21 protein-coding genes and 1 pseudogene are annotated in these 26,429 nt (G+C 63.1%); 5 read left to right on the top strand and 17 right to left on the bottom strand.

Going from position 1 to position 26,429, the window contains the following annotated elements:
* Positions 1 to 75 precede the first annotated feature (75 nt).
* The 5 genes from L9B60_RS08600 to cbiE form a co-directional block, all read right to left on the bottom strand.
* The gene (locus tag L9B60_RS08600) at positions 76 to 465 is read right to left on the bottom strand and encodes a DUF2946 domain-containing protein (RefSeq protein ID WP_249678067.1); all 390 of its coding nucleotides are present in this window, start codon (positions 463 to 465) and stop codon (positions 76 to 78) included.
* A 51-nt stretch (positions 466 to 516) separates the two neighbouring features.
* Complete coding sequence (locus L9B60_RS08595) at positions 517 to 996, bottom strand: copper chaperone PCu(A)C (protein WP_249678066.1); 480 nt, start codon at positions 994 to 996, stop codon at positions 517 to 519.
* A 180-nt stretch (positions 997 to 1,176) separates the two neighbouring features.
* Entirely contained in the window at positions 1,177 to 1,887 is a 711-nt protein-coding gene (locus tag L9B60_RS08590; protein WP_249678065.1) for a cobalt-precorrin-6A reductase, read from the bottom strand.
* Positions 1,884 to 2,972 carry a cobalt-precorrin-5B (C(1))-methyltransferase gene (locus L9B60_RS08585; RefSeq protein WP_249678064.1) on the bottom strand — a complete coding sequence of 363 codons (1,089 nt, stop codon included), beginning with the start codon at positions 2,970 to 2,972 and terminating at the stop codon, positions 1,884 to 1,886. The genes L9B60_RS08590 and L9B60_RS08585 overlap by 4 nt, the downstream gene beginning before the upstream one ends.
* Entirely contained in the window at positions 2,965 to 4,176 is a 1,212-nt protein-coding gene (gene cbiE, locus L9B60_RS08580; RefSeq protein ID WP_249678063.1) for a precorrin-6y C5,15-methyltransferase (decarboxylating) subunit CbiE, read from the bottom strand. The genes L9B60_RS08585 and cbiE overlap by 8 nt, the downstream gene beginning before the upstream one ends.
* A gap of 42 nt (positions 4,177 to 4,218) precedes the next feature.
* Here cbiE and cobG point away from each other — a divergent pair, with 42 nt between their 5' ends.
* The 5 genes from cobG (at position 4,219) to L9B60_RS08555 (ending at position 9,706) form a co-directional block, all read left to right on the top strand.
* Positions 4,219 to 5,601 carry a precorrin-3B synthase gene (gene cobG / locus L9B60_RS08575; protein WP_249678062.1) on the top strand — a complete coding sequence of 461 codons (1,383 nt, stop codon included), beginning with the start codon at positions 4,219 to 4,221 and terminating at the stop codon, positions 5,599 to 5,601.
* Complete coding sequence (locus L9B60_RS08570; protein ID WP_249678061.1) at positions 5,601 to 6,227, top strand: precorrin-8X methylmutase; 627 nt, start codon at positions 5,601 to 5,603, stop codon at positions 6,225 to 6,227. Before cobG ends, L9B60_RS08570 begins: the two co-directional genes overlap by 1 nt.
* Positions 6,224 to 6,958 (top strand): precorrin-2 C(20)-methyltransferase, encoded by a 735-nt coding sequence (locus tag L9B60_RS08565; protein WP_438866079.1) that lies wholly within the window; start codon positions 6,224 to 6,226, stop codon positions 6,956 to 6,958. The genes L9B60_RS08570 and L9B60_RS08565 overlap by 4 nt, the downstream gene beginning before the upstream one ends.
* Positions 6,958 to 8,658, top strand: a complete 1,701-nt coding sequence (cobJ, locus tag L9B60_RS08560; protein ID WP_249678060.1) for a precorrin-3B C(17)-methyltransferase — start codon at positions 6,958 to 6,960, stop codon at positions 8,656 to 8,658. The genes L9B60_RS08565 and cobJ overlap by 1 nt, the downstream gene beginning before the upstream one ends.
* Before the next feature lie 211 nt (positions 8,659 to 8,869).
* Positions 8,870 to 9,706 (top strand): hypothetical protein, encoded by an 837-nt coding sequence (locus L9B60_RS08555; protein WP_249678059.1) that lies wholly within the window; start codon positions 8,870 to 8,872, stop codon positions 9,704 to 9,706.
* Between the two features lie 141 nt (positions 9,707 to 9,847).
* Here L9B60_RS08555 and L9B60_RS08550 read toward each other — a convergent pair whose 3' ends face one another.
* The 12 genes and pseudogenes from L9B60_RS08550 to L9B60_RS08495 form a co-directional block, all read right to left on the bottom strand.
* Positions 9,848 to 10,444, bottom strand: coding sequence for a MarC family protein (locus tag L9B60_RS08550; RefSeq protein WP_249678058.1), 597 nt, complete (start codon positions 10,442 to 10,444; stop codon positions 9,848 to 9,850).
* An 82-nt stretch (positions 10,445 to 10,526) separates the two neighbouring features.
* On the bottom strand, positions 10,527 to 13,304 hold the full coding sequence (locus L9B60_RS08545; protein ID WP_249678057.1) for a hybrid sensor histidine kinase/response regulator: 2,778 nt from the start codon (positions 13,302 to 13,304) through the stop codon (positions 10,527 to 10,529).
* Between the two features lie 104 nt (positions 13,305 to 13,408).
* Positions 13,409 to 14,698, bottom strand: coding sequence for a phosphoribosylamine--glycine ligase (purD, locus tag L9B60_RS08540; protein ID WP_249678056.1), 1,290 nt, complete (start codon positions 14,696 to 14,698; stop codon positions 13,409 to 13,411).
* A 170-nt stretch (positions 14,699 to 14,868) separates the two neighbouring features.
* Entirely contained in the window at positions 14,869 to 16,476 is a 1,608-nt protein-coding gene (purH, locus tag L9B60_RS08535) for a bifunctional phosphoribosylaminoimidazolecarboxamide formyltransferase/IMP cyclohydrolase (RefSeq protein ID WP_249678055.1), read from the bottom strand.
* Positions 16,477 to 16,557: 81 nt separating this feature from the next.
* Complete coding sequence (gene fis / locus L9B60_RS08530) at positions 16,558 to 16,878, bottom strand: DNA-binding transcriptional regulator Fis (RefSeq protein WP_008368706.1); 321 nt, start codon at positions 16,876 to 16,878, stop codon at positions 16,558 to 16,560.
* Positions 16,875 to 17,888 carry a tRNA dihydrouridine synthase DusB gene (gene dusB / locus L9B60_RS08525; RefSeq protein ID WP_249678054.1) on the bottom strand — a complete coding sequence of 338 codons (1,014 nt, stop codon included), beginning with the start codon at positions 17,886 to 17,888 and terminating at the stop codon, positions 16,875 to 16,877. Before dusB ends, fis begins: the two co-directional genes overlap by 4 nt.
* 208 nt (positions 17,889 to 18,096) lie before the next feature.
* Positions 18,097 to 19,338 carry a DUF3426 domain-containing protein gene (locus L9B60_RS08520; RefSeq protein WP_249678053.1) on the bottom strand — a complete coding sequence of 414 codons (1,242 nt, stop codon included), beginning with the start codon at positions 19,336 to 19,338 and terminating at the stop codon, positions 18,097 to 18,099.
* Positions 19,339 to 19,378: 40 nt separating this feature from the next.
* Positions 19,379 to 20,257, bottom strand: a complete 879-nt coding sequence (gene prmA, locus L9B60_RS08515; RefSeq protein WP_249678052.1) for a 50S ribosomal protein L11 methyltransferase — start codon at positions 20,255 to 20,257, stop codon at positions 19,379 to 19,381.
* Positions 20,258 to 20,444: 187 nt separating this feature from the next.
* Complete coding sequence (gene accC / locus L9B60_RS08510) at positions 20,445 to 21,806, bottom strand: acetyl-CoA carboxylase biotin carboxylase subunit (protein ID WP_249678051.1); 1,362 nt, start codon at positions 21,804 to 21,806, stop codon at positions 20,445 to 20,447.
* Between the two features lie 17 nt (positions 21,807 to 21,823).
* Entirely contained in the window at positions 21,824 to 22,282 is a 459-nt protein-coding gene (gene accB / locus L9B60_RS08505; protein WP_249678050.1) for an acetyl-CoA carboxylase biotin carboxyl carrier protein, read from the bottom strand.
* A gap of 430 nt (positions 22,283 to 22,712) precedes the next feature.
* Positions 22,713 to 24,497, bottom strand: coding sequence for a protein-disulfide reductase DsbD (locus L9B60_RS08500; protein WP_249678049.1), 1,785 nt, complete (start codon positions 24,495 to 24,497; stop codon positions 22,713 to 22,715).
* A gap of 93 nt (positions 24,498 to 24,590) precedes the next feature.
* Positions 24,591 to 26,202, bottom strand: a pseudogene (locus L9B60_RS08495) (diguanylate cyclase).
* Between the last annotated feature and the right edge of the window lie 227 nt (positions 26,203 to 26,429).

Here is a 26,429-nt window from a genome sequence, read left to right as displayed (position 1 = left end):
TTCAGTCAACAAGGCACGAGCAGGCACGCGCGGCTGTCTGTTGCAGCATCGGCGCAGGGCTGTCGTGAAGGGCTGTCAAACGCGACTGAATGAAGGTGGGGCGCGGCTCATGGCCCCGGGGAACACGGCCTGGCGGGCGTGGCCATCCAGGGTATGGGGCACCTCGCCGAGGATGGCCTGGGGCGCGGCGGCTGGCAGGAACGCGGGTGCGCTGGCCAGTGCCGGGGAGTGGAAGAACAGGCTGCAATAGCCGCATTTTTCCCAGATCGGGTGCAAGCCAGACTTATCAACCGTGCCGCTGTCTTCTTCGCAGCCGTGGCCGTGCATGCTGCTGCCCATGTCCATCGACATGTTCATCGGCATGGCATGGCCTTGACCCATCGGCATCGCTTGGGAAACAAGCGGGCCGATGAAGATCATCAGCATGGCGAACAGGCTCAGCCAGGTGCCGCGGATCGGCGCCATTGCTGTTGGCCTGGCGCGGTGGGCGCGCACGGGGGCAGGCGGCTTCATGGGTTAATGCGCAGTGTGGTCCTGGCTGTCGGTGGGTGGCTGTTTGTGCACGTCGACTTCGATGTCCACGTCACCGGCCTTTTCGAAGTGTAGCGTGAGCGGAAAATGCTGGCCGTCGACCAGTTGGCTGCGGTCTTCCTGCAGGTCCATCAGCATCACGTGGTAGCCCATTGGGGCGAAGGCGACCTGATCGTTGGCGGCCACGTTCACGCCTTCCACGGCACCCATTTTCATCATGCCGTCGCTGTCCATGTGCTGGTGCATTTCGACGGTGCCGGCGATGGGGCTGCTCACCGCGTCCAGCCGATCGGCTTCGTTGCCGTCGTTACGGATGACGAAGTAGGCCGCCACGGTGGGGGCGTTGGGCGGCAGTTCCTGGGACCAGGGCTGGATGATCTGCAGGTCGCCCTGCTTGAACGTCTGGGCCATCAGCAGGCTTGCCGGAAGCATCAGGGCAAGCAGGACGAGCACTTTCTTGTACATGATGAATCTCCGTGAAATTCGGCGGCTATTTAGCCAGAAGCCCGGGTGCAAGAATAGCCTGTGGCGAGTTGTCGCAGTGGAGCGGCGTGCGCTGTTTTGTTGTTTGTGGATAAGTTGGCGAATGGCGTGCCGCGGTCTTTCTGAAGAGCCGCAGCGTACCTTTCGCGGATGAATCCGCTCCTACAGGGCTGCCAGTATTTGCGCCACGCTTTGGAACTGGCGGTCCACTGGGGGCAGGGGCGGGCGCTTGAGAATCAGTACCGGTACCCCACGTTCGCGTGCTACTTGCAGCTTGGGCTCGGTGGCGGCACTGCCGCTGTTCTTGCTGATCAGCACATCAATCCTGCGATCATCAAAGAGCTTTCGCTCATCCTCCAGTAGAAACGGCCCACGCATGCCAAGGACTTCACAGCGGGCGTTGCCCGGGTATTGATCCAGTGCGCGCAGGGTCCAGAAAACCCCCTCGGGGATTTCGTCCAGGTGTTGCAGCGGTTCTCGGCCCAGGGTGAACAGCGGGCGTTTGAAGCTGGCTAGTGCGGTGCTCAGCTCAGCCCAGTCCGCCACTTCGCGCCAGTCGTCACCGGTTTCTGCTTGCCAAGCCGGGCGGCGCAGGGCCCAGCACTCGATGCCTGCGGCGCGTGCAGCAACGGCGGCGTTGGCGCTGATTTGCGCTGCATAGGGGTGGGTTGCGTCGAGCAGCAAGGTGATGCCTTCGGCCTTCAAGTAGGCCGCCAAGCCCTCGGCACCGCCGTAACCACCTACGCGCACCTGGCATTTCAAGTCGGTGGGCACGCGGCCCACCCCGGCCAGGCTGTAAACGTGCTCGGGTCCCAGAGTGCGGGCAATCGCCAGGGCTTCAGTGACACCGCCCAATAACAGGATGCGTTTCATCGCGCCTCCCCGACAATGCCGCCTTGGCGGTCGATGGCAAACACTTCGACCTGCACCTGGGTGGGCACCACGCTGCGGGCAAACAGCAGGGCATGCCGGCAAACTTCATCCCCCAACGCCACGCCGGCCGCGCTGGCCAGCGCCAAGGCTTGCTGGCTGGTGTTGCACTGGACAATGCCCTCTTGTAAATCGACAGGCGCGCCGATGGCCGCGGCCCACTCGGCCAGTTGCGGCAGGTCGATGCTTGAATGGCGGCTGTGCAGGTCCATGTGCCCGGCGGCCAGTTTGCTGATCTTGCCGAAACCACCGCATAGGCTGAGCTTGCCGACAGGCACCTTGCGCAAATGCTTGAGCACGGCGCCGACGAAGTCGCCCATTTCGATCAGGGCGATCTCGGGCAGGTTGTACACGCGGCGCATGGTGTCTTCGCTGGCGTTGCCGGTGCAGGCGGCGATGTGCTGGTAGCCATTGGTGGTGGCCACGTCAATGCCTTGGTGGATGGAGGCGATGTAGGCGGCGCAGGAAAACGGCCGCACGATACCGCTGGTGCCCAGAATCGATAGCCCACCCAGGATGCCCAGGCGCGGGTTCATGGTCTTGAGTGCCAGGGCTTCGCCGTTCTCGACGTTGACCGTGACCTGAAAGCCGCCACCGTAGGCCTGCTCTGCCGCCAGGCGCGCCAGGTGCTCGCCGATCATGCGCCGCGGCACCGGGTTGATCGCTGGCTCGCCGACACCCAGCACCAGGCCTGGCCGGGTGACGGTGCCCACGCCGTGGCCTGCGACAAAGCGCACGCCGGGCTCGTCGATCAACTGCACGCTACAGTAGAGCAGGGCGCCATGGGTCACGTCGGGGTCGTCGCCGGCGTCCTTGAGCGTGCCGGCTTCGGCGCCGCCGTCGTGCAGGCGGCAAAACTCCAGGCGCATTTGCACGACCTTGCCTTTGGGCAAGGTGATTTCGCTGGCGTCCGTCTTGACGCCAGTCAGCAGCAGGCGCGCGGCCGCAAGGCTGGTGGCCGTGGCGCAACTGCCAGTGGTCAGGCCGCTGCGCAGGGGCGCGGGTTGTTCGGCTGTTTCGTCACGCATCGAAAGGCTTGACCGCTTCTAGCAGGGTGATCGGCAGCGCCTGGCGCCAAGTGTCGAATTCGCCCAGGGGCTGGGCTTGGGCGATATGAATGCGGGTCAGCTCGCCGCCGAACTGTTCGCGCCACTGCACCAGGGCCAGTTCGCTTTGCAGCGTCACGGCATTGGCCACCAAACGACCGCCAGGGCGCAGTTGGTCCCAGCAGGTGGCAAGTACGTTTTCACGGGTAACGCCACCGCCGATGAAGATCGCATCAGGGCGCTCCAAACCTTCCAGCGCTTGCGGTGCGCGGCCGCGAACCAGTTGCAGGCCGGGCACCCCGAGGGCATCGCGGTTGTGCTCGATCAACTGTTGGCGGCCGTCATCGGACTCGATGGCCAGCGCGCGGCAACTGGGGTGCGCGCGCATCCACTCGATGCCGATCGAGCCGCTGCCAGCGCCCACGTCCCACAGCAGTTCGCCCGGCTGCGGGGCCAGGCGGGCCAGGGTAATGGCGCGCACGTCACGCTTGGTCAATTGGCCGTCGTGGTTGAATGCGCTGTCTGGCAGCCCGGCCAGGCGTGACAGGCGCGGCGTATCGGCGGCAGCCAGGCAATCTATGGCCACCAGGTTCAAATCGGCGATCGCTTCATCTGCCCAATCCTGGGCGGTGCCGTGCAAGCGTCGTTCGGCGCTGCCGCCCAGGTGCTCGAGCACTGTCATGCGGCTGGGGCCAAAGCCGCGCTCACGCAGCAGCGCAGCGATGGCGGCCGGGCTGCTGGCATCGTTGCTCAACACCAACAGGCGCACGCCGCTGAACAGTTGGGCGCTGAGGGCGGCAACCGGCCGGGCGACGACCGACAGCGTGACCACCTCCTGCAGCGGCCAGCCCAGCCGTGCGGCGGCCAGCGAGTAAGATGAGGGCGCTGGCAGCACCTGCAGCTCTTCGGCGGCCACCTGGCGGGCCAGGGTGGCGCCCACGCCAAACAGCATCGGGTCGCCGCTGGCCAGCACGCACACCGGGCTGCCGCGCAACGCCAGTACCGGGTTGACCGAAAAGGGGCTGGGCCAGCCCAGGCGCACGGCCTTCAGGCAAGGGGGCAACAGCTCAAGCTGGCGCGGGCTGCCAAACACGCGCTCGGCGCCCAGCAAGGCACGGCGCGCCTGCTTGCCCAAGCCGCCATAGCCGTCTTCGCCGATACCCACCACGGTCAACCAGGGCGACATGAAAATTCCTCATAACTAACGATTCCGACGGGCAGTCTTTTCATGCCTTCGGCCAAAGCAGGCATAATACCGCGCCTTCTACACTCAAGTGCCTTTTCACGATTGCCGGGTGACCCTTTGAACGAGCCTTCGCCGGCCCGCCAGCCCTCGACCACTGTCCGCCCCTCGGCTTGCCCGGGGTTGCTGCGTATCGTCCAGGCGTTGGATGGCGGCATCTGCCGCATCAAGTTAGCCGGTGGTGAACTGCAGGCCGACCAGGCCGATGCGATTGCCCTGGCCGCCGAGCGCCATGCCGGCGGGGTGATCGAGGCTACTAACCGGGCCAATTTGCAGATCCGTGGCATCGGTGCACAGCCGCAGGCCTTGATCGACCTGTTGCTGGCCGCAGGCCTGGGCCCGCGCAACGCCGCTGCCGATGACGTACGCAACTTGATGCTCAGCCCCACGGCGGGTATCGACCCGCACCGCTTGCTGGACACGCGCCCCTTGGCGGCGCAGATCCTCGAAAGCCTGGAGAACGAGCCGCGCTTTGCCGAACTGTCGGCCAAGTTCGCCTTGCTGCTGGACGGCGGCGAGGCGTTGGCCATGCAGGCCCATGAACATGACCTGTGGCTAGGTGCCCTGGAGCTTGACGGCCAAACCTGGCTGGCAGTGGGCCTTGCCGGCTGCCCGGGGCACGCCGAGTATGCGGTGCCATTGGCCCAGGGGCACGCTTGCGTGCTGGCCGTGCTCAACCTGTTCCTGGACCTGGCGACCCCGGCGCAAACCCGCATGCGCCACCTGTTGAACGAGATGGGCGCCGATGCGTTCATCGCCCGGTTGCCGATCGTTCTGCACAAAGGCACTTTCCAGATCAACGCCGCCACCGGTAGCCCCTTGGGTACTTATCCACAGAGCCAGGCGGGCCTGGTGTACGTGGGTGCCGGCGCGCCGCTGGGTCGCCTGGATCCGGCCATGCTGCGCGGGGTGGCCAAACTGGCGCGAGATTTTGGCGATGGCACCTTGCGCATGACCCCGTGGCAAAGCGTATTGCTGCCCACGATCAAGGCGGCCGATGCCAGCCAGGTGAGCGCTGCGCTGCACGCCCTGGGCTTTGTCTGTGACGCCAGCGAGCCGCTGGCTGCCGTGATCGCCTGCACCGGCTCTGCTGGCTGCGCCAAAGGCCTGAGCGACACCAAGGCCGATGCCGTGCGCCTGGCAGCCTTGCGCAAGGGCCCGGGCGTCAGCGTGCACCTGACCGGTTGCACCCGTTCCTGCGCCGCCGCCCATGTGGCGCCGGCCACCCTGCTGGCGGTTTCCGCCGGCCATTACGACTTGTATCTGCGCGATGCCGGGCTACCGGGTTTCGGCCGCCTGTGCGCGCGCGACCTCACTTTAGAAGCAGCCAGCGCCTTGCTGGAAAGCTGCTCACGGAGCAACGTTTGATGATTGATTACATCCGCGACGGTCAGGAGATCTATCGCAACTCCTTCGCCATTATCCGCGCCGAGGCCGACCTCGGCGCGATCCCGGCGGACCTGGAAAAACTCGCAGTGCGGGTGATCCACGCCTGCGGCCTGGTCGACGTGGTGCAGTACCTGCGTTTCTCGCCGGGTGCCGGCAAGGCCGGGCGTGAAGCCCTGGCCAAGGGCGCGCCGATCCTGTGCGACGCGCGGATGGTTGCCGAGGGCATCACCCGCGCGCGCCTGCCGGCCGGTAACGAGGTGATCTGCACCCTGCGTGACGACAGCGTGCCCCAGCTTGCCCGTGAGTTGGGCAACACGCGCTCGGCGGCAGCCCTGGAGCTGTGGCGGCCCCACTTGGAAGGCGCCGTGGTGGTGATCGGCAATGCGCCCACCGCGCTGTTCTACCTGCTGGAAATAATCGATGCCGGGGCGCCGAAGCCTGCGCTGATCCTGGGCTTTCCGGTGGGCTTCGTCGGCGCGGCAGAGTCCAAGGCGATGCTCGCCGCCGACAGCCGCGGCATCCCCTTCGTGATCGTCGAAGGCCGCCGTGGCGGCAGTGCGATGGCGTCGGCGGCGGTCAATGCCCTGGCCACGGAGGTCGAATGATGCAGGCTCGTGGACGTTTGCTCGGCCTGGGCGTGGGCCCTGGCGACCCGGAACTGATCACCGTCAAAGCCCTGCGCTTGCTGCGCGAGTCGCCGGTGGTGGCGTATTTCGTCGCCAAGGGCAAGAAGGGCAATGCCTTCGGTATCATCGAGGGCCACCTGCAGCCGGCGCAAACGTTGATGCCGCTGGTGTACCCGGTAACCACCGAAGCGTTGCCTGCGCCACTGTCCTATGAACAGGTGATCAGCGATTTCTACGACACCGCAAGCGTCGATGTGGCCGCGCACCTGGACGCCGGTCGCGACGTGGCGGTGATCTGCGAAGGCGATCCGATGTTCTATGGCTCCTACATGTACCTGCACGACCGTCTGGCCGAGCGTTACGAGGCACAGGTCATCCCGGGCGTGTGCTCGATGCTCGGCGGCGCCTCGGTGCTGGGCGCGCCGCTGGTGTATCGCAACCAGAGCCTGTCGGTGCTCTCGGGTGTGCTGCCCCACGAAGAACTCAAGCGCCGCCTGGCCGACGCCGACGCGGCGGTAATCATGAAGCTGGGGCGCAACTTCCCCAAGGTGCACGCGGTGCTGGCCGAGTTGGGCCTGGCCGAGCGCGCCCTGTACGTTGAGCGCGCCACCATGGCCAACCAGAAGATCGTGCCGATTGCCGAGGTAGACCCGGCGTCCTCGCCGTACTTCTCGCTGATCATCGTGCCGGGCGAAAGGTGGCAGGGCTGATGACCATCAAAGCACCGGCCATTGTCATCCTTGGCAATGGCAGCCTGGCCACTGCACGCCGCATTCAGCAGTTGTACCCGGACGCATTGATCCACGGCCTGGCCGAGCGCGTAGAGGGCGCGGACCGCAGTTACAACGAGTTCGGTGCCACCCTGCGCCAGTTGTACCAGCAGGACACGCCGATCATCGCCCTGTGCGCCGCCGGCATCGTGATCCGCACCTTGGCCAGCGTGTTGCTGGAGAAGGGCGCCGAGCCGCCGGTGCTGGCCGTCGCCGAAGATGGCAGCGCGGTGGTGCCCTTGCTGGGTGGCCTGGGCGGGGTCAACGTGTTGGCTCGGGAAATCGGCGCCGGCCTGGGCGTTGCCGCCGCCATTACCACCAGCGGCGAGCTGCGCTTCGGCACCTGCCTGCTCAACCCGCCCAGCGGCTATGCCCTGGGCGACCTGGAGCTGGGCAAGCGCTTCGTCAGCGACCTGTTGGCCGGTGAAAGCGTGCGCATCGAAGGTGCCGCGCCTTGGCTGGCCGAAGCCCGGTTGCCAGAAGATGAGCATGCACAACTGGCGATCCACGTGGGGTGCGCAGAACGGGTGCCGGCGGCCAACGAGTTGCTGATCTACCCGCGCAGCGTGCTGGTTGCGGTCGATGGGCAGTTGCCCGACATGGCTCAGGCCATTCGCGACGCGCTGCATCAGGCGCGCATTGCCCTGCCATCACTGGCTTGCCTGCTGGCAGCCGAGGGCGATATGGCCAACCCGGCGCTGCGCGTTGCTGCCGATGAACTGGGGGTGGCGCTGCGCTTTGCGCCGGCCGCCAGCACGGTCAGCGAACTGGCCGGGCAGGCGGTGCCACAATTGTTGCCGCCGATCAGCATTAGCCCGCAGTTGGCCATCGCCGTGGCCAAGCAGCCGCTGGACGTTTCACGCATCGGCCGCGTCCGCGGTCGCCTGGCGGTGATCGGCCTGGGCCCAGGTGCTGCCGACCTGATGGTGCCGGCGGTCAAGGCCGAGCTGGCGCGCGCCGATGACGTGCTGGGGTATGAGACTTACGTGCGCATGGCCGGCCCGTTCCGTGCCGACCAAGTGATGCACTGCACCGACAATCGCGAAGAGATGCAGCGCGCCCGGCACGCCTTCGAACTGGCGGCACAAGGCCGCTCGGTAGTGGTGGTGTCGTCGGGCGACCCCGGCGTGTTCGCCATGGCCGCGGCGGTGCTGGAGGCGCTGCATGAGTCCAGCGACCCGGCGTGGCACAACGTGCAATTGCAAATGCTGCCCGGCGTATCGGCCTCGCTGGCCACTGCCGCCCAGGCCGGGGCGCCGTTGGGCCACGACTTCTGCGTGATGTCGCTGTCGGACAACCTCAAGCCCTGGTCGATCATCGAGACGCGCCTGGACCTGGCTTCGCAAGCCGACCTGGCACTGGCCTTCTACAACCCGATCTCGCGCTCGCGGCCATGGCAATTGGGGCGAGCCCTGGAGATCGTGCGCCAGCATCGCACGCCGCAAACACCGGTTACCCTGGGGCGTGATATTGGCCGGCCGGGCCAGACCCTGCGGATCACAACCCTGGGTGATTTGACGCCAGAGCAGGTCGACATGCGCACCATGGTGTTGATCGGCTCGTCGACCACCTGCGTGTTCCCCCGGGCCGATGGCGGCACATGGGTCTATACGCCACGGTGGTATGGCGCCAAGCCCTGATCGCCAAGCGATACGCAGTGTTCTTGGCTTGGACGTTACGAGCACTGCGAAGTTAATTTTTTCTGCTGTCTATAAAGGCAGCTGCTTAACTTCCATCTGTAAGTTTTAAGGCTGATGTGTATGGGCTTTAGTGTATTTATCGATAATTTTCGATTACATTTTTCGAGTTCTTTGAACGGCGAGTTACTGTTAGATTGAAGTTGTCTGGCTGGTGTGGCCAGAATTAAAAATCAACTTCATGGAAGGCGGTTATTTTATGTTTATACCTACTGGGCTGGTGCCAACTGCTGAGCAATGCTATGAGTTTTTCAAAAAGCTGGACCTCCCTCATTCTCTGCCACTCCCTTCGTTCAAACTGCGGCCCCGTGCATTCGGCGATGAGCTGCTCGAGGAGGCGATCACCATCGGCAAGGACACCCCATTGGTACTTGCCTTCGCTGACAAACTGTCGTACGAGAACCGCCAGGCTGCGAAAAACAGTACTCAACTTGCAGAAAAGTTTGCCGATGGCAAGGCTGATCGCAACACGCAAAGCGGCCTGTGGCACTCCCACTACAGCAAAGCCATGTGGCATTGCGGCTGGTTCATGGCCAATAATGACGTCGGCGTGCTGAAAAAACGCGATAAAACAGTCACGATGGACACCGTCGTCATGGAGATCATCGCCACGGTGGCAGGCGCAAATGCCGCGGCCTTCCTGCCGCTGATGGGCAAAGTCCTGGAAACAATAAAAACCGACGCAAAAGTTGTGACGCTGTTTGAACAGCAGAGCCGCACTGGTGCGAACAATTCAGTGCGTTTGATGCCCTGTATCGAGACTGCCAATGGAGAAGTTATTTCCGTCTTCACCGGTTTTGAGCACGAGTACAATGAAAACAAAGGCGGTGCGTTGTGGTGGAAGTGGGACCTGTCGAGCATTGATATCAAGAAAGTAGCAACCATGGTTAACTTTAATTTTGACCACTACAAGCGTCAGGAAAGTAATATTCTTACAGCCTTGGGTGCCTCTTCAGATAGTTTTTTTAGCGATCTTGATCTAGGCAAGTAATTAAGCCAGGGGGGGCAGGCCCTGCTGCGCAGGGCCTGCATTTAGCATGGGTCAAGGAGTCAGGCTTGGCCCAAGGGAGTTTGCTAATGACCGCCACTGTCGGAAAAGTGTTTCAGCACCTTCAATTGGCATGCCGTGGGCTCACTGCACCAGGTAACCCTTGATCCCGGTGAAAATGATCTGTGCCGCCAAGGCGCAGACAAACAGCCCCATCAACCGGCTGACGATCTGCAAGCCCTGTTCGCCCAGGATCCGCTCGATGCGGTTGGACAGGTACAACACCACCCCCACCGTCACGCTGGCCAAGGCGATACTGATGATCGCCATCAGCTTGTCGTCCCAGTGTGGCTGGCTCACCCCCATCACCAATAGCGCACCGATGGTGCCGGGGCCCACTGTAATAGGGATGGTCAGCGGCACGATAGTCACGTCCTGCTGCACGTTGTCGGTCTGCACGCCCGACTTGCCTTGAGCCATGCCCAGCGCCGAGATGAACAATACGCTGCCAGCACCGATGCGAAAGGCGTCGGCGGTGATGCCGAACACGCTGAAGATCACTCGGCCAAACAGGTACAGCAGCACGCTGGCGATCAGCACGCCCAGCGCGACCCGCCAGGCCAGGCGCTTGCGCTCCTTGAGTGAATAGCCGCGGGTCAGGCCGATAAAGCACGACAATACGAAGAAGGGGCTATAGAGCACCAGCATCTTCAGGTAAACGCTGAACAGCACGTGGAGCATGGTCAAGGCTCATGGGAAGGTAGGCGAGGGGGAGTCTATCAGGCGTGGCCGCACACACGCAGTGGGTGTGCAAAACTCTATGTCACAAGGTGTTCGCCTGGCTCTGGCCCAAGTCACGCTGCGTGACCCAGTGCTCCACCAGTTCGCGTAATTGCGACAGCTCGATCGGCTTGGCCATGTGCCCGTCCATGCCGGCCTGGCGCGCGCGCTCCTTGTGCTCGGAGAGAATGTGCGCGGTGAGCGCCACTACCGGCGTGCGCACCCGCTGGGTACCCACCTCCCACGCGCGCAATTGCTGGGTGGCGGAAAACCCATCGAGTACCGGCATCTCGCAGTCCATCAGCACCAGGTCATAGCGCTGGGCCTTCATCGCCAGCAACGCTTCTTCGCCGTTGCTGGCGGTGTCGGGCGACAGGTTCAGCTTGCCCAGCATGCCGCGGATCACCTTGGTGGAGATATTGTTGTCCTCGGCCACCAGGATGCGGAAGTCGGCCGGCACCACCACCGGGGCCGCTGGCAATGGGCTGATGGGCGCGGGGTTGGCTTTGTTGCGCTGGGTCAGTTCGTCGGCCAGGGTGGTGCGCAAGGTGTAACCGGCCACGGGCTTGGCGAGGATGCACTTGACCCCGGCATTGCGCGCGATGATCTTGCTGGGCGCGTTGCTGATGCCGGTGAGCATGATGATCAGGATGTCGTGGTTGAGGCTGGGGTCTTCCTTGATCTTGGCGGCCAGTTGCATGCCGGTCATGCCGGGCATGTTCTGGTCCAGCAGCACCACGTCGAAGTAGTCGCGCAGGTGCGCCTTGGTGCGCAGCAGGGCCAGCGCCTCCTTGCCCGAGGGTACTGCACTGACATTCAGGCCCCAGGCGCTGCATTGCTGCACCAGCACCTTGCGGCAGGTATCGTTGTCGTCCACCACCAGTACCCGGGCGCCCTTGAGCTGCTCGTCCAGGTCCGAAGCGGGTTGCTCCAGGCGCTTGGGGTCCAGCGGTAGGGTCAGCCACAGTGTGCTGCCTTGCTGGCTGCTGCTCTTGATGCCGAAATCGCCCTTCATCAGCATGATCAACTGACGGGCGATGACCAGGCCTAGGTTGCTGCCCATCTGGTTGCCCGACAGCAGGTTCTTGCTATGCAGTTCGCTGTGCAACAGGGCGTCACGCTCGGCCTCTGGAATCGCTTCGCCGCTGTCCTGCACGGCGATGCGCAGGCGTGGTTCGCCGCTGCGCTGGTCCAGGGCCACCACCAGCAGAATCTCGCCCTGGTCGGTCTTTTTCAGGGCGTTTTCCAGCAGCGCCAGCAGGGTTTGGCGCAGGCGGGTGGGGTCGCCGCTGATTACCCGCGGCACTTGGGGCTGGGTGAAGCTGATCAGTTCGACGTTCTGTTGCTCGGCTTTGGCTCGGAAGATGTTCAGGCAGTCTTCGATCAGCGCGCTGAGGTCGAACTGCACGTCGTCCAACTCGATCTGCCCGGACTCGATCTTGGAGATGTCGAGGATCTCGTTGATCAGTGTCAGCAGCTCGTTGCCAGCGCTGTGAATCGTTTGCACATAGTCGCGCTGCTTGACCGACAAGGGGGTGCCGAGCAGTAGTTCGGTCATGCCCAGCACGCCGTTCATGGGCGTGCGGATCTCGTGGCTGATGCGCGCCAGGAACTCGGCCTTGGCGTTGGTCTCGGCGTTACTGGCCGCCAGTTCCCGGCTAGCCTGCGAGCGGCTTTCACTGATGCCGCGCAGCCGTTCGCTCAACGCCACGTTGAGCATCAACCCCACCACGGCGGCCAGCAGCATCAGCCCGAACAGCAGCCACTGCGGTGGTGTGCGCGTGAGCAGCAAGAGTGCCGGCAACACGATCATGCAGCCGCCCGAGCACACCGCCATGGCGATGGCAAACAGGCGCGCAGGCGCGTAACCCTTTTGCCAGTGCCAGGCCGACACCAGCAGCATGGTCAAACTGCTCATGGCGATCAGGCTGTAGGTGATCACGTTCATCGGCAGGCTGTCGACCACCAGCATCGCCAGCGTGCCGCCGCCTATCAGTACCATGTTGGCCGTCAGCAGGCGATTGACCAGGGGGTTGTCGCGCGGCACAAAAAAGCGCTGGGTGAACATCAGGCTGCAGAACGCCGCCAGCAGGATGGCCAGAAATGCCCCCGGGGTGCGTGCCGCCTGCCAGAAATCAGGCCATTGCCCCGGCAGGCTCAACAGGTTGAGCAGGATCATGCCGCCGATGGTCAAGGCGGCCTGGCCGCCGGCCAGCCACAGGCTGCTGCTGGATCGGCTGTAGGCAAAACGCGTGAGGTTGTGCACCACCAACATGATCAAGCAGCCAATCAGCAGCCCGAACAGGATTGGCTGGCGCTGGTCGGCGGCCAGGACGATTGCCGGTTGCAGGCTGATCCCCGGGCGTATCTGGTGCTCGGACATCAGGCGCACGTACACGTCCAAGGGCTTCTGGCTGACCGGCAAGGGCAGCAGGCGCGCGCTGTTGTTCGGCGAGATGTCGTTGCTGGTGGAGTCGGTGGCGCTGCTTTGCTGGGCGATCAGCGTGTCGCCGTCCAGCACGTAGAAGTCCAGCTGGGCGAGATCAGGGGCAAAAATGCGCAGCACTTGCTCGTGCGGCCCGGGGGGCAGGCGGTAGTGCAGCCATTGGGCCTGGTGCAGGGGGGCGGCATTGAGCTGGCTCAGTTCAAGTGGGCTGAACTGGTTTTGGTAGCGGTCGGCGCGTACGTCGACGAGTTGCAGGTTGGCCTGCTCATCTAGCAATACCGACCAGCCGCTGCTGGGTTCGGCGAATGCCGAATGCGCGCAGAGCAGGGTCAGCAGGCTGACAATGAGTGAGATGGCAATCCTGAGCCGGCGCACAGCGAAATCCCTTCGTGGTTGAATGCCCGATTATAGCTGTGCGCGGTGCGACAATCCCATGGCAAGGCGCTGAACGGGCCTCGCCATGGGCTGATGTGGGCGGATCAGCCTTCGCCGTGTTCCCGGGCGATAGCACGATAGCCGATATCGGTACGGTAGAAACAGCCCTTCCAGTCGATTTTGCTGGCCAGAACGTAGGCTTGCTGCTGCGCGGCCTCGACACTGTTGCCCAATGCGGTGGCGCAGAGCACGCGGCCGCCGGCGGTCACCACCTGGCCATCCTTGAGCGCGGTACCGGCGTGGAACACTTTGCCTTCCAGAGCGGCGGCAGCGTCCAGGCCCTGGATGACATCACCCTTGGCGTAGTCGGCCGGGTAGCCGCCGGCAGCCAGGACAACACCCAGGCTTGGGCGCGGGTCCCACTGTGCTTCGACCTTATCCAGGGCCTGGGCCAGGGCGGCCTCGACCAGCAGCACCAGGCTCGATTGCAGGCGCAGCATCACCGGTTGGGTTTCCGGATCGCCGAAGCGGCAGTTGAACTCGATGACCTTCGGGTTGCCGGCCTTGTCGATCATCAGGCCTGCGTACAAGAAGCCGGTGTAGACATTGCCTTCGTCGGCCATGCCGCGAACGGTCGGCCAGATCACCAGGTCCATCACGCGTTGGTGAACTTGGGCGGTTACCACTGGCGCCGGGGAGTAGGCACCCATGCCGCCGGTGTTCGGGCCGCTGTCGCCGTTGCCGACGCGCTTGTGATCTTGGCTGGTGGCCATGGGCAGCACGTTCTTGCCGTCGACCATGACGATGAAGCTGGCTTCTTCGCCGTCGAGGAACTCCTCGATGACCACGCGCGAACCGGCATCACCAAAGGCATTGCCGGCGAGCATGTCGCGCACCGCATCTTCGGCTTCCTGCAGGGTCATGGCGACGATCACGCCTTTGCCGGCAGCCAGGCCGTCGGCCTTGATCACGATCGGCGCACCTTTTTCACGCAGGTAAGCCAGGGCTGGCTCGATCTCGGTGAAGTTCTGGTAGTCGGCGGTCGGGATCTTGTGGCGCGCCAGGAAGTCCTTGGTGAACGCCTTGGAGCCTTCCAATTGCGCGGCACCCTTGGTTGGGCCGAAGCAGTCCAGGCCGCGCGAGCGGAACAGGTCGACTACGCCGGCAACCAGCGGGACTTCCGGGCCGACGATGGTCAGCGATACGTTCTTCTCGGCAAAGTCGGCCAATTGCTCCAGGGCCAACACGTCGATGGCGACGTTCTCGCACTTGGCTTCGATCGCGGTGCCGGCATTGCCCGGGGCCACGAACACCTTCTGTACGCGAGGGTCCTGGGCTACTTTCCAGGCCAGGGCGTGTTCACGACCGCCGCTGCCGATGATCAATACGTTCAAGAGAAGACTCCTTTGGAGAAGCTGCACGCTACAAGCTGCAAGTGAGCGCGGATCTGTGCAGCGCTCAGTGGCAGCTTGCGGCTCTGAATAATGGAGCTGCCGCGGCAAGCAAGAGCGATACCGGCCCGCTGTTACTTGCAGCTTGCAGCTTAAAGCTTACCGCCCCACGATCAGTGGCGGAAATGGCGCATGCCGGTAAAGACCATGGCGATGCCGGCTTCGTCGGCAGCAGCGATGACTTCGTTGTCGCGCATCGAACCACCCGGCTGGATCACCGCGGTGATGCCGGCCTTGGCCGCGTTGTCCAGGCCGTCACGGAATGGGAAGAACGCGTCCGATGCCATGACCGAGCCTTGTACCTGCAAGCCGGCATGTTCAGCCTTGATGGCGGCGATGCGCGCCGAGTTCACGCGGCTCATCTGGCCGGCGCCGACACCGATGGTCTGGCGGTTCTTGGCGTAGACGATGGCGTTGGACTTGACGTACTTGGCCACTTTCCAGGCGAAGATCAGGTCGTGGATCTCTTGCTCGGTCGGTGCGCGCTGGGTCACTACTTTCAGGTCGTCGGCGCTGATCATGCCGATGTCACGGCTCTGCACCAGCAGGCCACCGTTGACGCGCTTGTAGTCCCAGGCAGCGGCGCGGTCGGCCGACCACTCGCCACAGGCCAGCAGGCGCACGTTGGCCTTGGCTGCCACGATGGCGCGGGCTTGGGCGCTCACGCTCGGGGCGATGATCACTTCGACGAACTGGCGCTCGACGATGGCCTTGGCAGTCTCGGCGTCCAGTTCGCGGTTGAAGGCAATGATGCCGCCGAATGCCGATTCGGTGTCAGTGGCGTAGGCCAGTTCGTAGGCCTGGCGGATGCCGCCTTCGGCGTCCGGGCATACGGCCACGCCGCACGGGTTGGCGTGCTTGACGATCACGCAGGCCGGCTTGACGAAGCTTTTCACGCATTCCAGCGCGGCGTCGGTGTCGGCCACGTTGTTGTACGAAAGCTCTTTGCCCTGCAATTGGGTAGCGGTGGCGATGCCGACTTCGGCAGGCTTGGCTTCCACGTAGAACGCCGCGCTCTGGTGCGGGTTCTCGCCGTAGCGCATTTCCTGGGCCTTGACGAACTGGCTGTTGAAGGTGCGCGGGAATTCGCTGCGGCCTTCTGTGCTCAGCGTCTCGGCAGCCTGGTTAACAGTGCCCATGTAGTTGGCGATCATGCCGTCGTAAGCGGCGGTGTGCTCGAACGCCTTGAGCATCAGGTCGAAACGCTGGGCGTAGGTCAGGCCACCGGCTTTCAGGCTTTCCAGCACTTGGCCGTAGTCGCTGGCATTGACCACGATGGCCACGTCTTTGTGGTTCTTGGCTGCCGAACGCACCATGGTCGGGCCGCCGATGTCGATGTTCTCGATGGCGGTGGGCAGGTCGCAACCTGGCTTGGAGATGGTGGCTTCAAACGGATAGAGGTTGACCGCTACCAGGTCGATCGGCTTGATGCCGTGCTCGCTCATGATGGCGTCGTCGATGCCGCGACGGCCCAGGATGCCGCCGTGGATTTTCGGGTGCAGGGTTTTGACCCGGCCGTCCATCATTTCTGCGAACCCGGTGTAGTCGGCGACTTCCACCGCGGCCACGCCGTTGTCCTGCAGCAACTTGAAGGTGCCGCCAGTGGACAGGATCTCGACGCCCAGGGCTTCGAGTTCACGGGCGAATTCAAGGATACCGGTCTTGTCGGAAACGCTGATCAAAGCGCGGCGGATCGGCAGGCGGGTAGTCTGGTCGGTCATTTCAATTTCCGTCTAAAGCAGAGGAGTCAGCAAAAAAGGCGACCCCGGTGGTGGGTCGCCTTCTCTGGTTTGAATGCATGCTTACAGCAGATCGTATTGCTTGAGCTTCTTGCGCAAGGTGCCGCGATTCAGGCCCAGCATCTCGCTGGCCTTGGTCTGGTTGCCCTTGACGTAGTTCATCACGCTTTCGAGCAACGGGGCCTCGACTTCCGAGAGCACCAGGTTGTACACGTCCGTGACGGCAGCGCCCTCAAGATGGGCGAAATAATTGTGCAGCGCCTTCTCGACACTCCCGCGAAGGGTCTGGCCTTCTTCGCTGGGCGTGTTCAGGTGCTGTTTCAAATTGACGTTGTCGCTCACGGGCGTTGTTCCACTCACTAAAGTCTCGGTCATCATCGTCATGCGGCCACCCCCTGTCCGTCCCCTTTCACAGGGCTCTCATAACATTCGCTGAGGAACTGGCGAACGTTGGCGCACTGCGCTTCCGTATCTTCCAAACGATTGAACTGGGCGCGAAACTCCTTGGCGCCCGGCAAGGTGGCCAGGTACCACCCGACATGCTTGCGGGCGATTCGCACGCCCATTACATCGCCGTAGAAGGCGTGCAGCGCAGCCAGGTGTTCCAGCAGAATCTGTTCCACTTCACTCAATTGCGGGGCCGGCAAGGTTTCGCCGGTGCGCAGGTAATGCTCTATCTCGCGAAAGATCCATGGCCGCCCCTGGGCAGCCCGGCCAATCAACAAGCCGTCGGCACCGGTCGCTTGCAGCACGTGCCGGGCCTTTTGCGGTGAAACGATGTCGCCATTGGCGAACACCGGGATCGACACGGCCTGCTTGATGGCGGCGATGGTGTCGTATTCGGCGTCGCCGGTGTACAGGTCGGCCCGGGTGCGGCCGTGGACGGCCAGCGCGGTAATGCCTGCCTGCTCGGCAATCTTTGCAACGGTGATGCCATTCTTGTTCTCGCGATCCCAGCCGGTGCGGATTTTCAAGGTGACTGGCACCTCGACAGCCGCAACCACGGCATGCAGGATCTCGTGAACCAGGGCTTCATCCTTCAACAGGGCGGAGCCGGCGGCCTTGTTGCAAACCTTCTTTGCCGGGCAGCCCATGTTGATATCGATGATCTGCGCCCCCATCTCCACATTGGCCCGGGCGGCAGCGGCCAGCATCTGCGCATCGCCACCGGCGATCTGTACCGAGCGTGGCTCGGGATCACCTTCGTGCAGCATGCGCAGGCGCGACTTGCGGCTGTTCCACAGGCTCTGGTCGGCCGTCACCATTTCGGACACCACCAAACCTGCGCCCAGCCGTCGGCAAAGCTGACGGAAGGGCTGGTCGGTGACCCCTGCCATCGGGGCAAGGATCAAACCGTTCTGCAATGTATAAGGGCCGATGCGTACCGCCGACATGGGTCATCCCTGCTGTGGGGCCGGATCAATCAGCTGCACGCGCAAAGTGCCAGGCTACCGCTTGGCGCCTTTTCACACGCAGCCTAGAGTTCGAAAAAGGGATGGCATAATACCCGCTCTCGATGACCGGATAAAGGTCGAATTGGATAAAATCTGAACAACTATTTGCTTATGCCTGACGGTTCGGTCCCAAAAAGCGGGGCCTTGGTTATTCCGGCGAGCGAAAGCTGAGGCTGTAGTTCACGGCCTTGGAGCCCGGGTCCAGGATGTCCAGGGCGATATGGATCGGCGTCTGCGGTGGCATCTCGGCCTTGCCGGCAAGCTCGCCGCTCAGGTATTCGCCGGGTTTGAACCGACGACTGGCGATCAGGTGGCCGTTGAGGTCGGCGAAGCGCAGTTCCAGCAGCGGGAAGGGTTGGGAAAACGACGCACGGTTGTAGATGATCGCATCCACCACCAGCGCGCCGTTGAAATCCGGGTGGCTACGCACCACCAGGTTGCTGCTTTTGATGCGGTCGATATCCACCTTGGACGGCACCTTGCAGCCCAATACCGGGCACGCCTGCTGGAACCATGGGCGATATTGGTCCTGGCGCGCCAGCTCGTCGAAGTGATACCACACGTATTGGCCGGCCAATGCCAGGGCGGCCACCAGCGTCAGCAACAACCAGAGCAGCTTGCGGCCCCATGGGGTTTTTTGCTTTTGCCAGGCCAGTTGCAGCGGGTCGTCGACCAGGTCAAGCAGGCCGTCATCGCGCAAGCCCGGCTCGTGGCGCGCCGCATGGCCCTTGGCAACCGGTAGGAATTCGTCTTCGTCGTCATCCAGTTCGGCCGCCGACAGGCGTTCACGCTTGTCGATGTGCACGTCGTGGTCGTCATGGGCGCCCGGGTGGGTAGGCTCGTCGAGTGCATCGAGGTTCATCGACAGCGATGGCTCGGTGCGCTCGTGACGGGCGGGTTCGGTATCCAGTGGCGGCTCGCGCTCGATGATCGGCGGTTCCAGGTGCTCGTCGTGTTCCTGCACCTCGCCGTCGTTGCTGAACAGGCTGTCTGGCCAGCGTGCGCTGTCGCCGTGTGGGTCATCGTCACGGCTGGCGCTCAGCGATTCTTCACGCGGGGCGTGATCATGGCCGAACAGCTTGGCCGGTTGAATCTCGCGTTGCTCCAGGCGTGCCAGTTCGCCGTCCAGGTCCAATTGGTCGAGGTCCAGCTCCGCAGCTTTCCATTCGCGCTGGCTGATGGCGGCCGGGCGCGGCGGCTCGACCGCTTCGCTGGCGGGCAGGGCTGTGGCATTGTCCCGCGCGCTTTGCTCCAGCAACTGGCGTGCGGCATTGAACACCTGCAGGCAGGCGCCACAACGCACCACCCCGCGGGCCACACTCAATTGTGTGTGGCTGACGCGAAAGCTGGTTTGGCAATGAGGGCACTGGGTGACGAAACTGTCGGTCATGCGCGGATCCGGAGTGTGCAGGCGACCATTCTAGGCGCTCTTAGCGGCGGCGACCACTGATGCGTACCCAGCCGTCGCGGTTGGCGATCGGGTCCAGGTCGAAGTCCTTGGCGTAGGCCGCGGCCACCTCTTCGCCTTGCTCGGCAAGGATGCCGGACAGCGCCAGCAAACCGCCTGGCTTGACCAGGGTGGACAGTTGCGCAGCCAGCGAGACCAGCGGGCCGGCCAGAATGTTGGCTACCAATACGTCGGCCTGCACCTGCGGCATGTCTTCAGGCAGGTACAGCGTGAACTTGTCATCGGCGACGCCATTGCGCCCGGCGTTGTCGCGGGAAGCTTCCAGGGCCTGCACGTCGATATCGGTGCCCACGGCGTCCTCGGCGCCCAGCAGCAGGGCGGCGATGGCCAGGATGCCCGAGCCGCAGCCGAAGTCCAGCACGTGCTGGCCTTTGAGGTCCTGGCCGTCCAGCCATTCCAGGCACAGCGCGGTGGTGGGGTGGGTGCCGGTGCCGAACGCCAGGCCCGGGTCCAGCAGCAGGTTGACCGCCTCAGGCTCAGGGGCGGCGTGCCAGCTTGGCACGATCCACAGGCGCTGGCCGAAGCGCATCGGGTGGAAGTTGTCCATCCAACTGCGTTCCCAGTCCTGGTCTTCGATCACTTCGCTGTGGTGCTCGGGCAGTGGGCTGCCGGTCAGCAACTCCAGGTGCGCGAGCACGCTGGTAGGCTCGGTGCCGTCCTCGAACAGCGCCAGCAAGTGGGTGTTCGACCACAACGGGGTGGTGTTGAGTTCCGGCTCGAAAATCGGCTGGTCTTCGGCGTCCATGAAAGTAACCGAAACAGCGCCGACTTCCAGCAGGGCGTCTTCGTAGGTTTCGGCTTGTTCTGGGCTGATGGCCAGACGGACTTGTAGCCAGGGCATGGCGGGTACCTTTCGGAAGCTAGAGCGAAAGTCGGGCAGTTTACTAGAGCTGCCGGGTAAAAGCTCCCTGGGCGCCTTAACTATGTATTGCCTGTCCGCGCGGCTTCTTGGTGACAGGGTGCGCTTTGCGGCAGGCAAAAAAAATACCCCGGTGCAGGACCGGGGTATTTTTTAACCACCCAGGAAATTACTCCTGTGCAGCCAACTTGTGCTCCAGGTAGTGAATGTTCACACCACCTTTGCAGAAGCCTGCATCACGAACCAGGTCGCGGTGCAGCGGGATGTTGGTCTTGATCCCGTCTACCACGATCTCGTCCAGGGCATTGCGCATGCGTGCCAGGGCTTCGTCGCGATCCTTGCCGTAGGTGATCAGCTTGCCAATCAACGAATCGTAGTTCGGCGGAACGGCATAGCCACTGTACAGGTGCGAGTCGACGCGAACGCCGTTGCCGCCTGGGGCGTGGAAATGCTTGACGGTGCCGGGGCTCGGGATGAACTTCTTCGGATCTTCAGCGTTGATCCGGCATTCCAGCGCGTGACCGCGGATGACCACGTCATCCTGGGTGAACGACAGTGGGTTGCCAGCGGCGATGCTGAGCATCTCCTTGACGATGTCGATACCGGTGACCATTTCCGAAACCGGGTGCTCTACCTGAACGCGGGTGTTCATTTCGATGAAATAGAACGCACCGTTTTCGTAGAGGAACTCGAAGGTGCCGGCGCCGCGGTAACCGATGTCGATGCACGCCTTCACGCAGCGAGCAAACACCTGCTGGCGGGCTACTTCGTCGATGCCCGGTGCCGGTGCTTCTTCCAGTACTTTCTGGTGACGGCGCTGCAGCGAGCAGTCGCGGTCGCCTAGGTGCACGGCATGGCCCTGGCCGTCGGACAGTACCTGAACTTCCACGTGGCGTGGGTTGGTCAGGAACTTCTCCAGGTAAACCATCGGGTTGCCGAACGCAGCACCGGCTTCGGTACGGGTCAGCTTGGCGGAGGAAATCAGGTCTTCCTCCTTGTGCACCACGCGCATGCCGCGACCACCGCCGCCGCCAGCGGCCTTGATGATCACCGGGTAACCGACTTCACGGCCGATGCGCAGGGCTTCGGCTTCGTCTTCAGGCAACGGGCCATCGGAACCTGGAACGGTCGGTACGCCGGCGGCGATCATGGCGTGCTTGGCCGATACCTTGTCGCCCATCAGGCGAATGGTGTCGGCTTTCGGGCCAATGAACGCGAAGCCGGATTTCTCCACTTGTTCAGCGAAGTCGGCGTTTTCAGCCAGGAAGCCGTAGCCAGGGTGAATGGCGGTGGCGCCTGTCACTTCGGCGGCCGCAATGATGGCCGGGATGTGCAGGTAGGATTGCGCAGCCGGTGCCGGACCGATGCAAACGGATTCGTCTGCCAGGCCCAGGTGCATCAGCTCCTTGTCGGCCTTGGAGTAGACGGCAACAGTCTTGATGCCCATTTCCTTGCAGGCACGCAGGATCCGCAGGGCGATTTCGCCGCGGTTGGCAATCAGGACTTTTTCCAATTTCGCAGGTTTCAACATCGTTGGCTCTCCGCGGTTCAAACGATGGTGAACAGCGGCTGGTCGTACTCAACCGGCTGACCGTCTTCAACGAGGATGGATTCAATCACACCGCTGGTTTCAGCTTCGATGTGGTTCATCATCTTCATCGCTTCAACGATGCACAGGGTGTCGCCCTTCTTCACGGTTTGGCCGACTTCTACGAAGGCTGGCGAAGCAGGGGAGGACTTGCGGTAGAAGGTACCGACCATTGGCGAACGGGCAACGGTGCCGTTGAGCTTCGGTGCGGCAGGCGCTTCGACGGCGGCAGTGGCGGCAGGGGCAGCGACTGGCGCGGCAACTGGAGCGGCCATGGGTGCCTGGGCGTAGTACTGCGGCGCCGGGGTCTTGCTGTTGCGGCTGATCCGTACGGATTCTTCGCCTTCTTTGATTTCCAGCTCGTCGATGCCGGATTCTTCCAGCAGCTCGATCAGTTTCTTGACTTTACGAATATCCATTAATCAGCAACTCCCAAGGGTCGGTCAGGGGCGTGGTATGTTCAAACTGTTTTGGCGGCCCTCAAGGCCAGTCGCGATGCGCCGGCGCCAGGGCCGCAGATCACCTTCACGGCAGTCACTGCGCGTAAAAGCGATGGCGGAAATTTCTGCAATTGCCGTGTAGGGCAAAAGCGTTTCGAAGAGTGGGATGCTCACCACTGGCAATGCGTCACGTCTTGCAGCGAAACGGTGGATAAATTCTGCAGGATCATCCTCATTTCGCCTCCTCGAAGGACATCTCTTCGGCCAAGCCGCGGTGACTATGCCGCAAAGCGTTGGTGACTGTCCAGTTAAGCGCAATAGCCAGCACGATGACAGATGTTCGCGGGAAAATTGTGACTAATATGCGGCGTTCGGTCATCGTCCTGCAGTTTTTCGACGACCTTCGACGTTATAGACCCTGTTCGCGGTTCGCGCCTGCAATTTTCGCCGCGAAATCCACGGCGTTTATCTCGCCGATCACCTTGGCCGAGGTGATTTCACTGCCGTTACCGGCAAAAAACTGCAAGGCGGGTGGCCCGAACAGCTTGTAGCGGTCGAGCAGGGCGCGCTGCTGGGCGTTGCTTTCGGTCATGTCGAACCGCACCAGGCGATAGTTGCCCAGCAGCGCCTTGACCTTGGGGTCGGTGAGCACTTGGTGCTCGATGACCTTGCAGCTGATACACCAGTCGGCGTACCAGTCCAGCAACAGGGGTGCATTGGCGGCCTTGGCGTCGGCCAGCGCCTGGTCCAGTTGCGTGGCGCTGGTGATGGTTTGCCAGGCGCTGCCACTGGCCGGTTGCGAGGCGCTGGGGACAGCGGCGGGGGGGCTGCCGATCGGTTTGAACGGGTCGCTTTGGCCGCTGAGCGCGCCGTACCAGCACGCCATGCCGTAAAACAGCAAAAACAACCCGACCACTTGCGCCAGCCGTTGCCGCGTCGCCTTGGCGCCAAACTCCAGCGCACCGAGGAACACCCCGGTGCCGGCTGCCAGCAGGCCAACCAGCAACAGCGTCACCGGGCCTGGCAGTACGCGGCTCAGCAAGCCGATGGCCAAGCCCAGCAGCAGCACGCCAATGGCGTTCTTGACCGTCACCAGCCAAGGGCCGCTCTTGGGCAGCCACGTGGCGCCACCGGTTGCGACCAGCAGCAACGGCGCGCCCATGCCCAGGCCCAGCACGAACAGTTTCAACGCACCGCCCACGGCATCACCGCTGGCACTGATGTACAGCAAGGCACCGGCCAGCGGCGCCGATACGCAGGGTGACACCAGCAGGCTGGACACCACCCCCAGTACTGCGGCGCCCCACAGCGAGCCGCCTTGGGTATTGCCAGCGACCTTGTCCAGCCGCGTGCTGATGGCCTGCGGCAGTTTCAGCTCGAACAGGCCGAACATGGCCAGGGCAAACACCGCGAAAAACAGCGAGAACGGCACCAGCACCCACACCGATTGCAGGCGTGCCTGCAGGTTCAGTTCGGCGCCAAACATGCCCATCAATGCGCCGAGCAGGGCGAAGCAGGCCGCCATTGGCAACACATAGGCCAACGACAGGCTGAAACCGCGCAGGCCACCGACCTGGCCGCGCAACACCACGCCCGACAAAATGGGCAGCATCGGCAGCACGCAAGGGGTGAACGTCAGCCCGATGCCGGCCAGGAAAAACAATGCCAACTCGTGCCAGGTCCAGCCTTTGGCCTGGGTAGCCGGCGCCGTTGCCGTCGTCGCGCCGCCTTGGCCATCGATCTGCAGGCGTTCGGTTTCCGGTGGGTAGCACAGGCCCTTGTCGGCGCAGCCTTGATAGGTGACGGCCAGGGTGAAGGCGCGGTTGTCGCCAGCGGGGCGGGGGATCGTCACTTCGAGGATGCCGTGGTACACCTCGACGTCGCCAAAGTACTCGTCGTGCTTTTTTTCGCCGGCGGGCAGCTGTGGCACGCCCAGTTTCACATCGCTCGGTTCTGCCTTGAACTGGAAGCGATGGCGGTACAGGTAATAGCCTTCGGTGGCCACGAACTGCAGCGTGATGGCTTCGGCGGTGGCTTGTTGCACGCTGAGTTGAAACGCCTGGTGCACGGGCAAAAAGTCGCTGCTGTTGTTCAGCGCGCTGCCCAGGGTGGCGCTGGGGCGGCTGTCGAGCAGGCTGGCGCCCAGGGCAGGCAGGGTGCAGACCAGTAACAGGAGGCAAAGCAGGCGGCGCATGGCAATCTCGCGGAACAGATGTGCGCGCATCATAACGTACGATGACGAACGCCTGTAGGCGCGGATAAATCCGCGTCTACAGGCGGGTAGCTGTCAGGCAACCTGAATGCGGTTGCGGCCCAAGCCCTTGGCCCTGTACAGCGCCTCGTCCGCCTGTGCGGCCATGTTCAGGCTATCGCTGTCCTCGCGCAGTTGCACCACCCCGGCACTGAAGGTGCAGCACAGGTCTTGTGGCTGCGCCGGATAATGGATCTCGGCAAAGCGCTGGCGGATCTCGTCGAGTACGACGCGGGCGGCATGGATGTCGGTGTCCGGCATCACGATGGCAAATTCTTCGCCGCCATAACGGCCAATGAAGTCGGTCTTGCGCAGGCGCTGCTTGAGGAACAGCGCCAGGCTCTTGATCACCCGGTCGCCCATGGGGTGGCCGTGGCTGTCGTTGACCTTTTTGAAATGGTCGATATCAAGCATGGCGAAGCTCAGCGGCTTGTCTTCGCGGCGGGCGCGGAAGCTGCAGTCTTCCAGCAGTTGCAGGATGTGCGTGTGGTTGTAGAGCCCGGTCAGGCTGTCGCGCACCATCCGTGACTTGAGGTTGCGCGCCCGGGCCGCGCGGTTGCGCACCGTGGTGATCAGGTGGCGCGAACGGATCGGCTTGGTCAGGAAGTCGTCGCCACCCTCGCTCATAGCGTCGAGTTGCTTGTCCAGGTCGTCCTCGGCCGACAGGTAAATGATCGAGCACGCTGACGTAGCGGTCGTTGTGGCGGATCACCTTGGCCAGTTCGGTGCCGGTGCAGGCGGGCATGTACATGTCGAGGATGATCAGGTCCGGCTGGAAATCGGCCAGCTCGGCCATCGCCTGGATCGGGTCGATCAAGGTGCGGGTCACGATGCCGGCGCTGTTGAGCAGGCGTTCGGTGTGCATGGCCTGGGCCCGCGAGTCGTCGATGATCAATACCTTGAACGGCTCGTACTGGGCCACGCAGGTCAGAATCTCGATTTTTTCCAAAAGGCTCGAGGCCTCCAGGGTGCCGGTCAGGAACTCTTGCCCGCCGGCGCGCACGGCGGCCAGGCGGGTGGGGGTATCGGTTTCGTGCAAGCTGAAGAACAGCAACGGCAACTTTGGCGCCAGGCCCTCCTGCAGTTGCGCGGCCAGGCTCAGGCCGGCACCGCAGCCGCCAAAATCGACATCCATCACGATGGCGGCCGGGTGCATTTCTTCCATCGAGGAGCGAAAAGCGGCCACGCTCGGTTGCGCCTGGGCCACCAGGCCGAAGAATTCCAGTTGGGTGGCCAGGCGCTCGGCCCGCTCCACGTCCTGCAGCATCACGTAGATGGGCTTGTGCGGTGGCGGCAGCAACGTCTGGTCGAGTTGGTCACCATGGCGCAGGCCGGTGCGCGACAGGCGATGCATCAGGCGGTTGAGCTCACTGATCAATTCGCTGCTCAGGCGCCCGCGGTTGTCGTCGATCGCCAGCATGGCCTGGTTGATGCTGCGGGCCAGGGTAGTGTGCTCGTGCTGTTCGAAGCGTTCGGCAAAACGTAGCAGGCGCAGGTTAGCCTCGTTGAGGTCGGCCATGTCGGTGGCCGACCATTCGCACCGCTGCAACCGCTGCCAGATTTCCAGGATATGGCGTGCCTGGTGGATGACCCGCTGGGCAAAGTGGTGCTTGAGGCGCTCACGGCTGGGGTCTTCTGGCTCGGTCATGTCCTGACTACTAATAAGGGAGTGGCTGAGGCCTTGGATAAGGGAAAGGCTTGGGTTGAGTAATGGCTCTATGCTAGCACCTCTTTTCGACTAAACGAGTACCTGACGTCAATTAACTGCTGCTTTCTTGTATTCATTTAATGACTAGGTAGTCGCTTATGCGAAGCGCCCCGCTTGATTTATAGTGCAGGCCAGGATCGACAAACCCGGTGCCAACGCCTGCGGTA

Source organism: Pseudomonas abieticivorans, from assembly GCF_023509015.1.
Taxonomy (GTDB): domain Bacteria; phylum Pseudomonadota; class Gammaproteobacteria; order Pseudomonadales; family Pseudomonadaceae; genus Aquipseudomonas; species Aquipseudomonas abieticivorans.
Note: the sequence above shows the minus strand (reverse complement) of the source record. Positions and strands in the feature narration are given on the sequence as shown.

Coding starts and splice junctions, on each gene's coding strand:
- L9B60_RS08600 (WP_249678067.1), bottom strand. CDS start 465: ATGGCGCCGATCCGCGGCACCTGGCTGAGCCTGTTCGCCATGCTGATG.
- L9B60_RS08595 (WP_249678066.1), bottom strand. CDS start 996: ATGTACAAGAAAGTGCTCGTCCTGCTTGCCCTGATGCTTCCGGCAAGC.
- L9B60_RS08590 (WP_249678065.1), bottom strand. CDS start 1,887: ATGAAACGCATCCTGTTATTGGGCGGTGTCACTGAAGCCCTGGCGATT.
- L9B60_RS08585 (WP_249678064.1), bottom strand. CDS start 2,972: ATGCGTGACGAAACAGCCGAACAACCCGCGCCCCTGCGCAGCGGCCTG.
- cbiE (WP_249678063.1), bottom strand. CDS start 4,176: ATGTCGCCCTGGTTGACCGTGGTGGGTATCGGCGAAGACGGCTATGGC.
- cobG (WP_249678062.1), top strand. CDS start 4,219: ATGCCTTCGGCCAAAGCAGGCATAATACCGCGCCTTCTACACTCAAGT.
- L9B60_RS08570 (WP_249678061.1), top strand. CDS start 5,601: ATGATTGATTACATCCGCGACGGTCAGGAGATCTATCGCAACTCCTTC.
- L9B60_RS08565 (WP_438866079.1), top strand. CDS start 6,224: ATGATGCAGGCTCGTGGACGTTTGCTCGGCCTGGGCGTGGGCCCTGGC.
- cobJ (WP_249678060.1), top strand. CDS start 6,958: ATGACCATCAAAGCACCGGCCATTGTCATCCTTGGCAATGGCAGCCTG.
- L9B60_RS08550 (WP_249678058.1), bottom strand. CDS start 10,444: ATGCTCCACGTGCTGTTCAGCGTTTACCTGAAGATGCTGGTGCTCTAT.
- purH (WP_249678055.1), bottom strand. CDS start 16,476: ATGACCGACCAGACTACCCGCCTGCCGATCCGCCGCGCTTTGATCAGC.
- fis (WP_008368706.1), bottom strand. CDS start 16,878: ATGACGATGATGACCGAGACTTTAGTGAGTGGAACAACGCCCGTGAGC.
- dusB (WP_249678054.1), bottom strand. CDS start 17,888: ATGTCGGCGGTACGCATCGGCCCTTATACATTGCAGAACGGTTTGATC.
- L9B60_RS08520 (WP_249678053.1), bottom strand. CDS start 19,338: ATGACCGACAGTTTCGTCACCCAGTGCCCTCATTGCCAAACCAGCTTT.
- prmA (WP_249678052.1), bottom strand. CDS start 20,257: ATGCCCTGGCTACAAGTCCGTCTGGCCATCAGCCCAGAACAAGCCGAA.
- accC (WP_249678051.1), bottom strand. CDS start 21,806: ATGTTGAAACCTGCGAAATTGGAAAAAGTCCTGATTGCCAACCGCGGC.
- accB (WP_249678050.1), bottom strand. CDS start 22,282: ATGGATATTCGTAAAGTCAAGAAACTGATCGAGCTGCTGGAAGAATCC.
- L9B60_RS08500 (WP_249678049.1), bottom strand. CDS start 24,497: ATGCGCCGCCTGCTTTGCCTCCTGTTACTGGTCTGCACCCTGCCTGCC.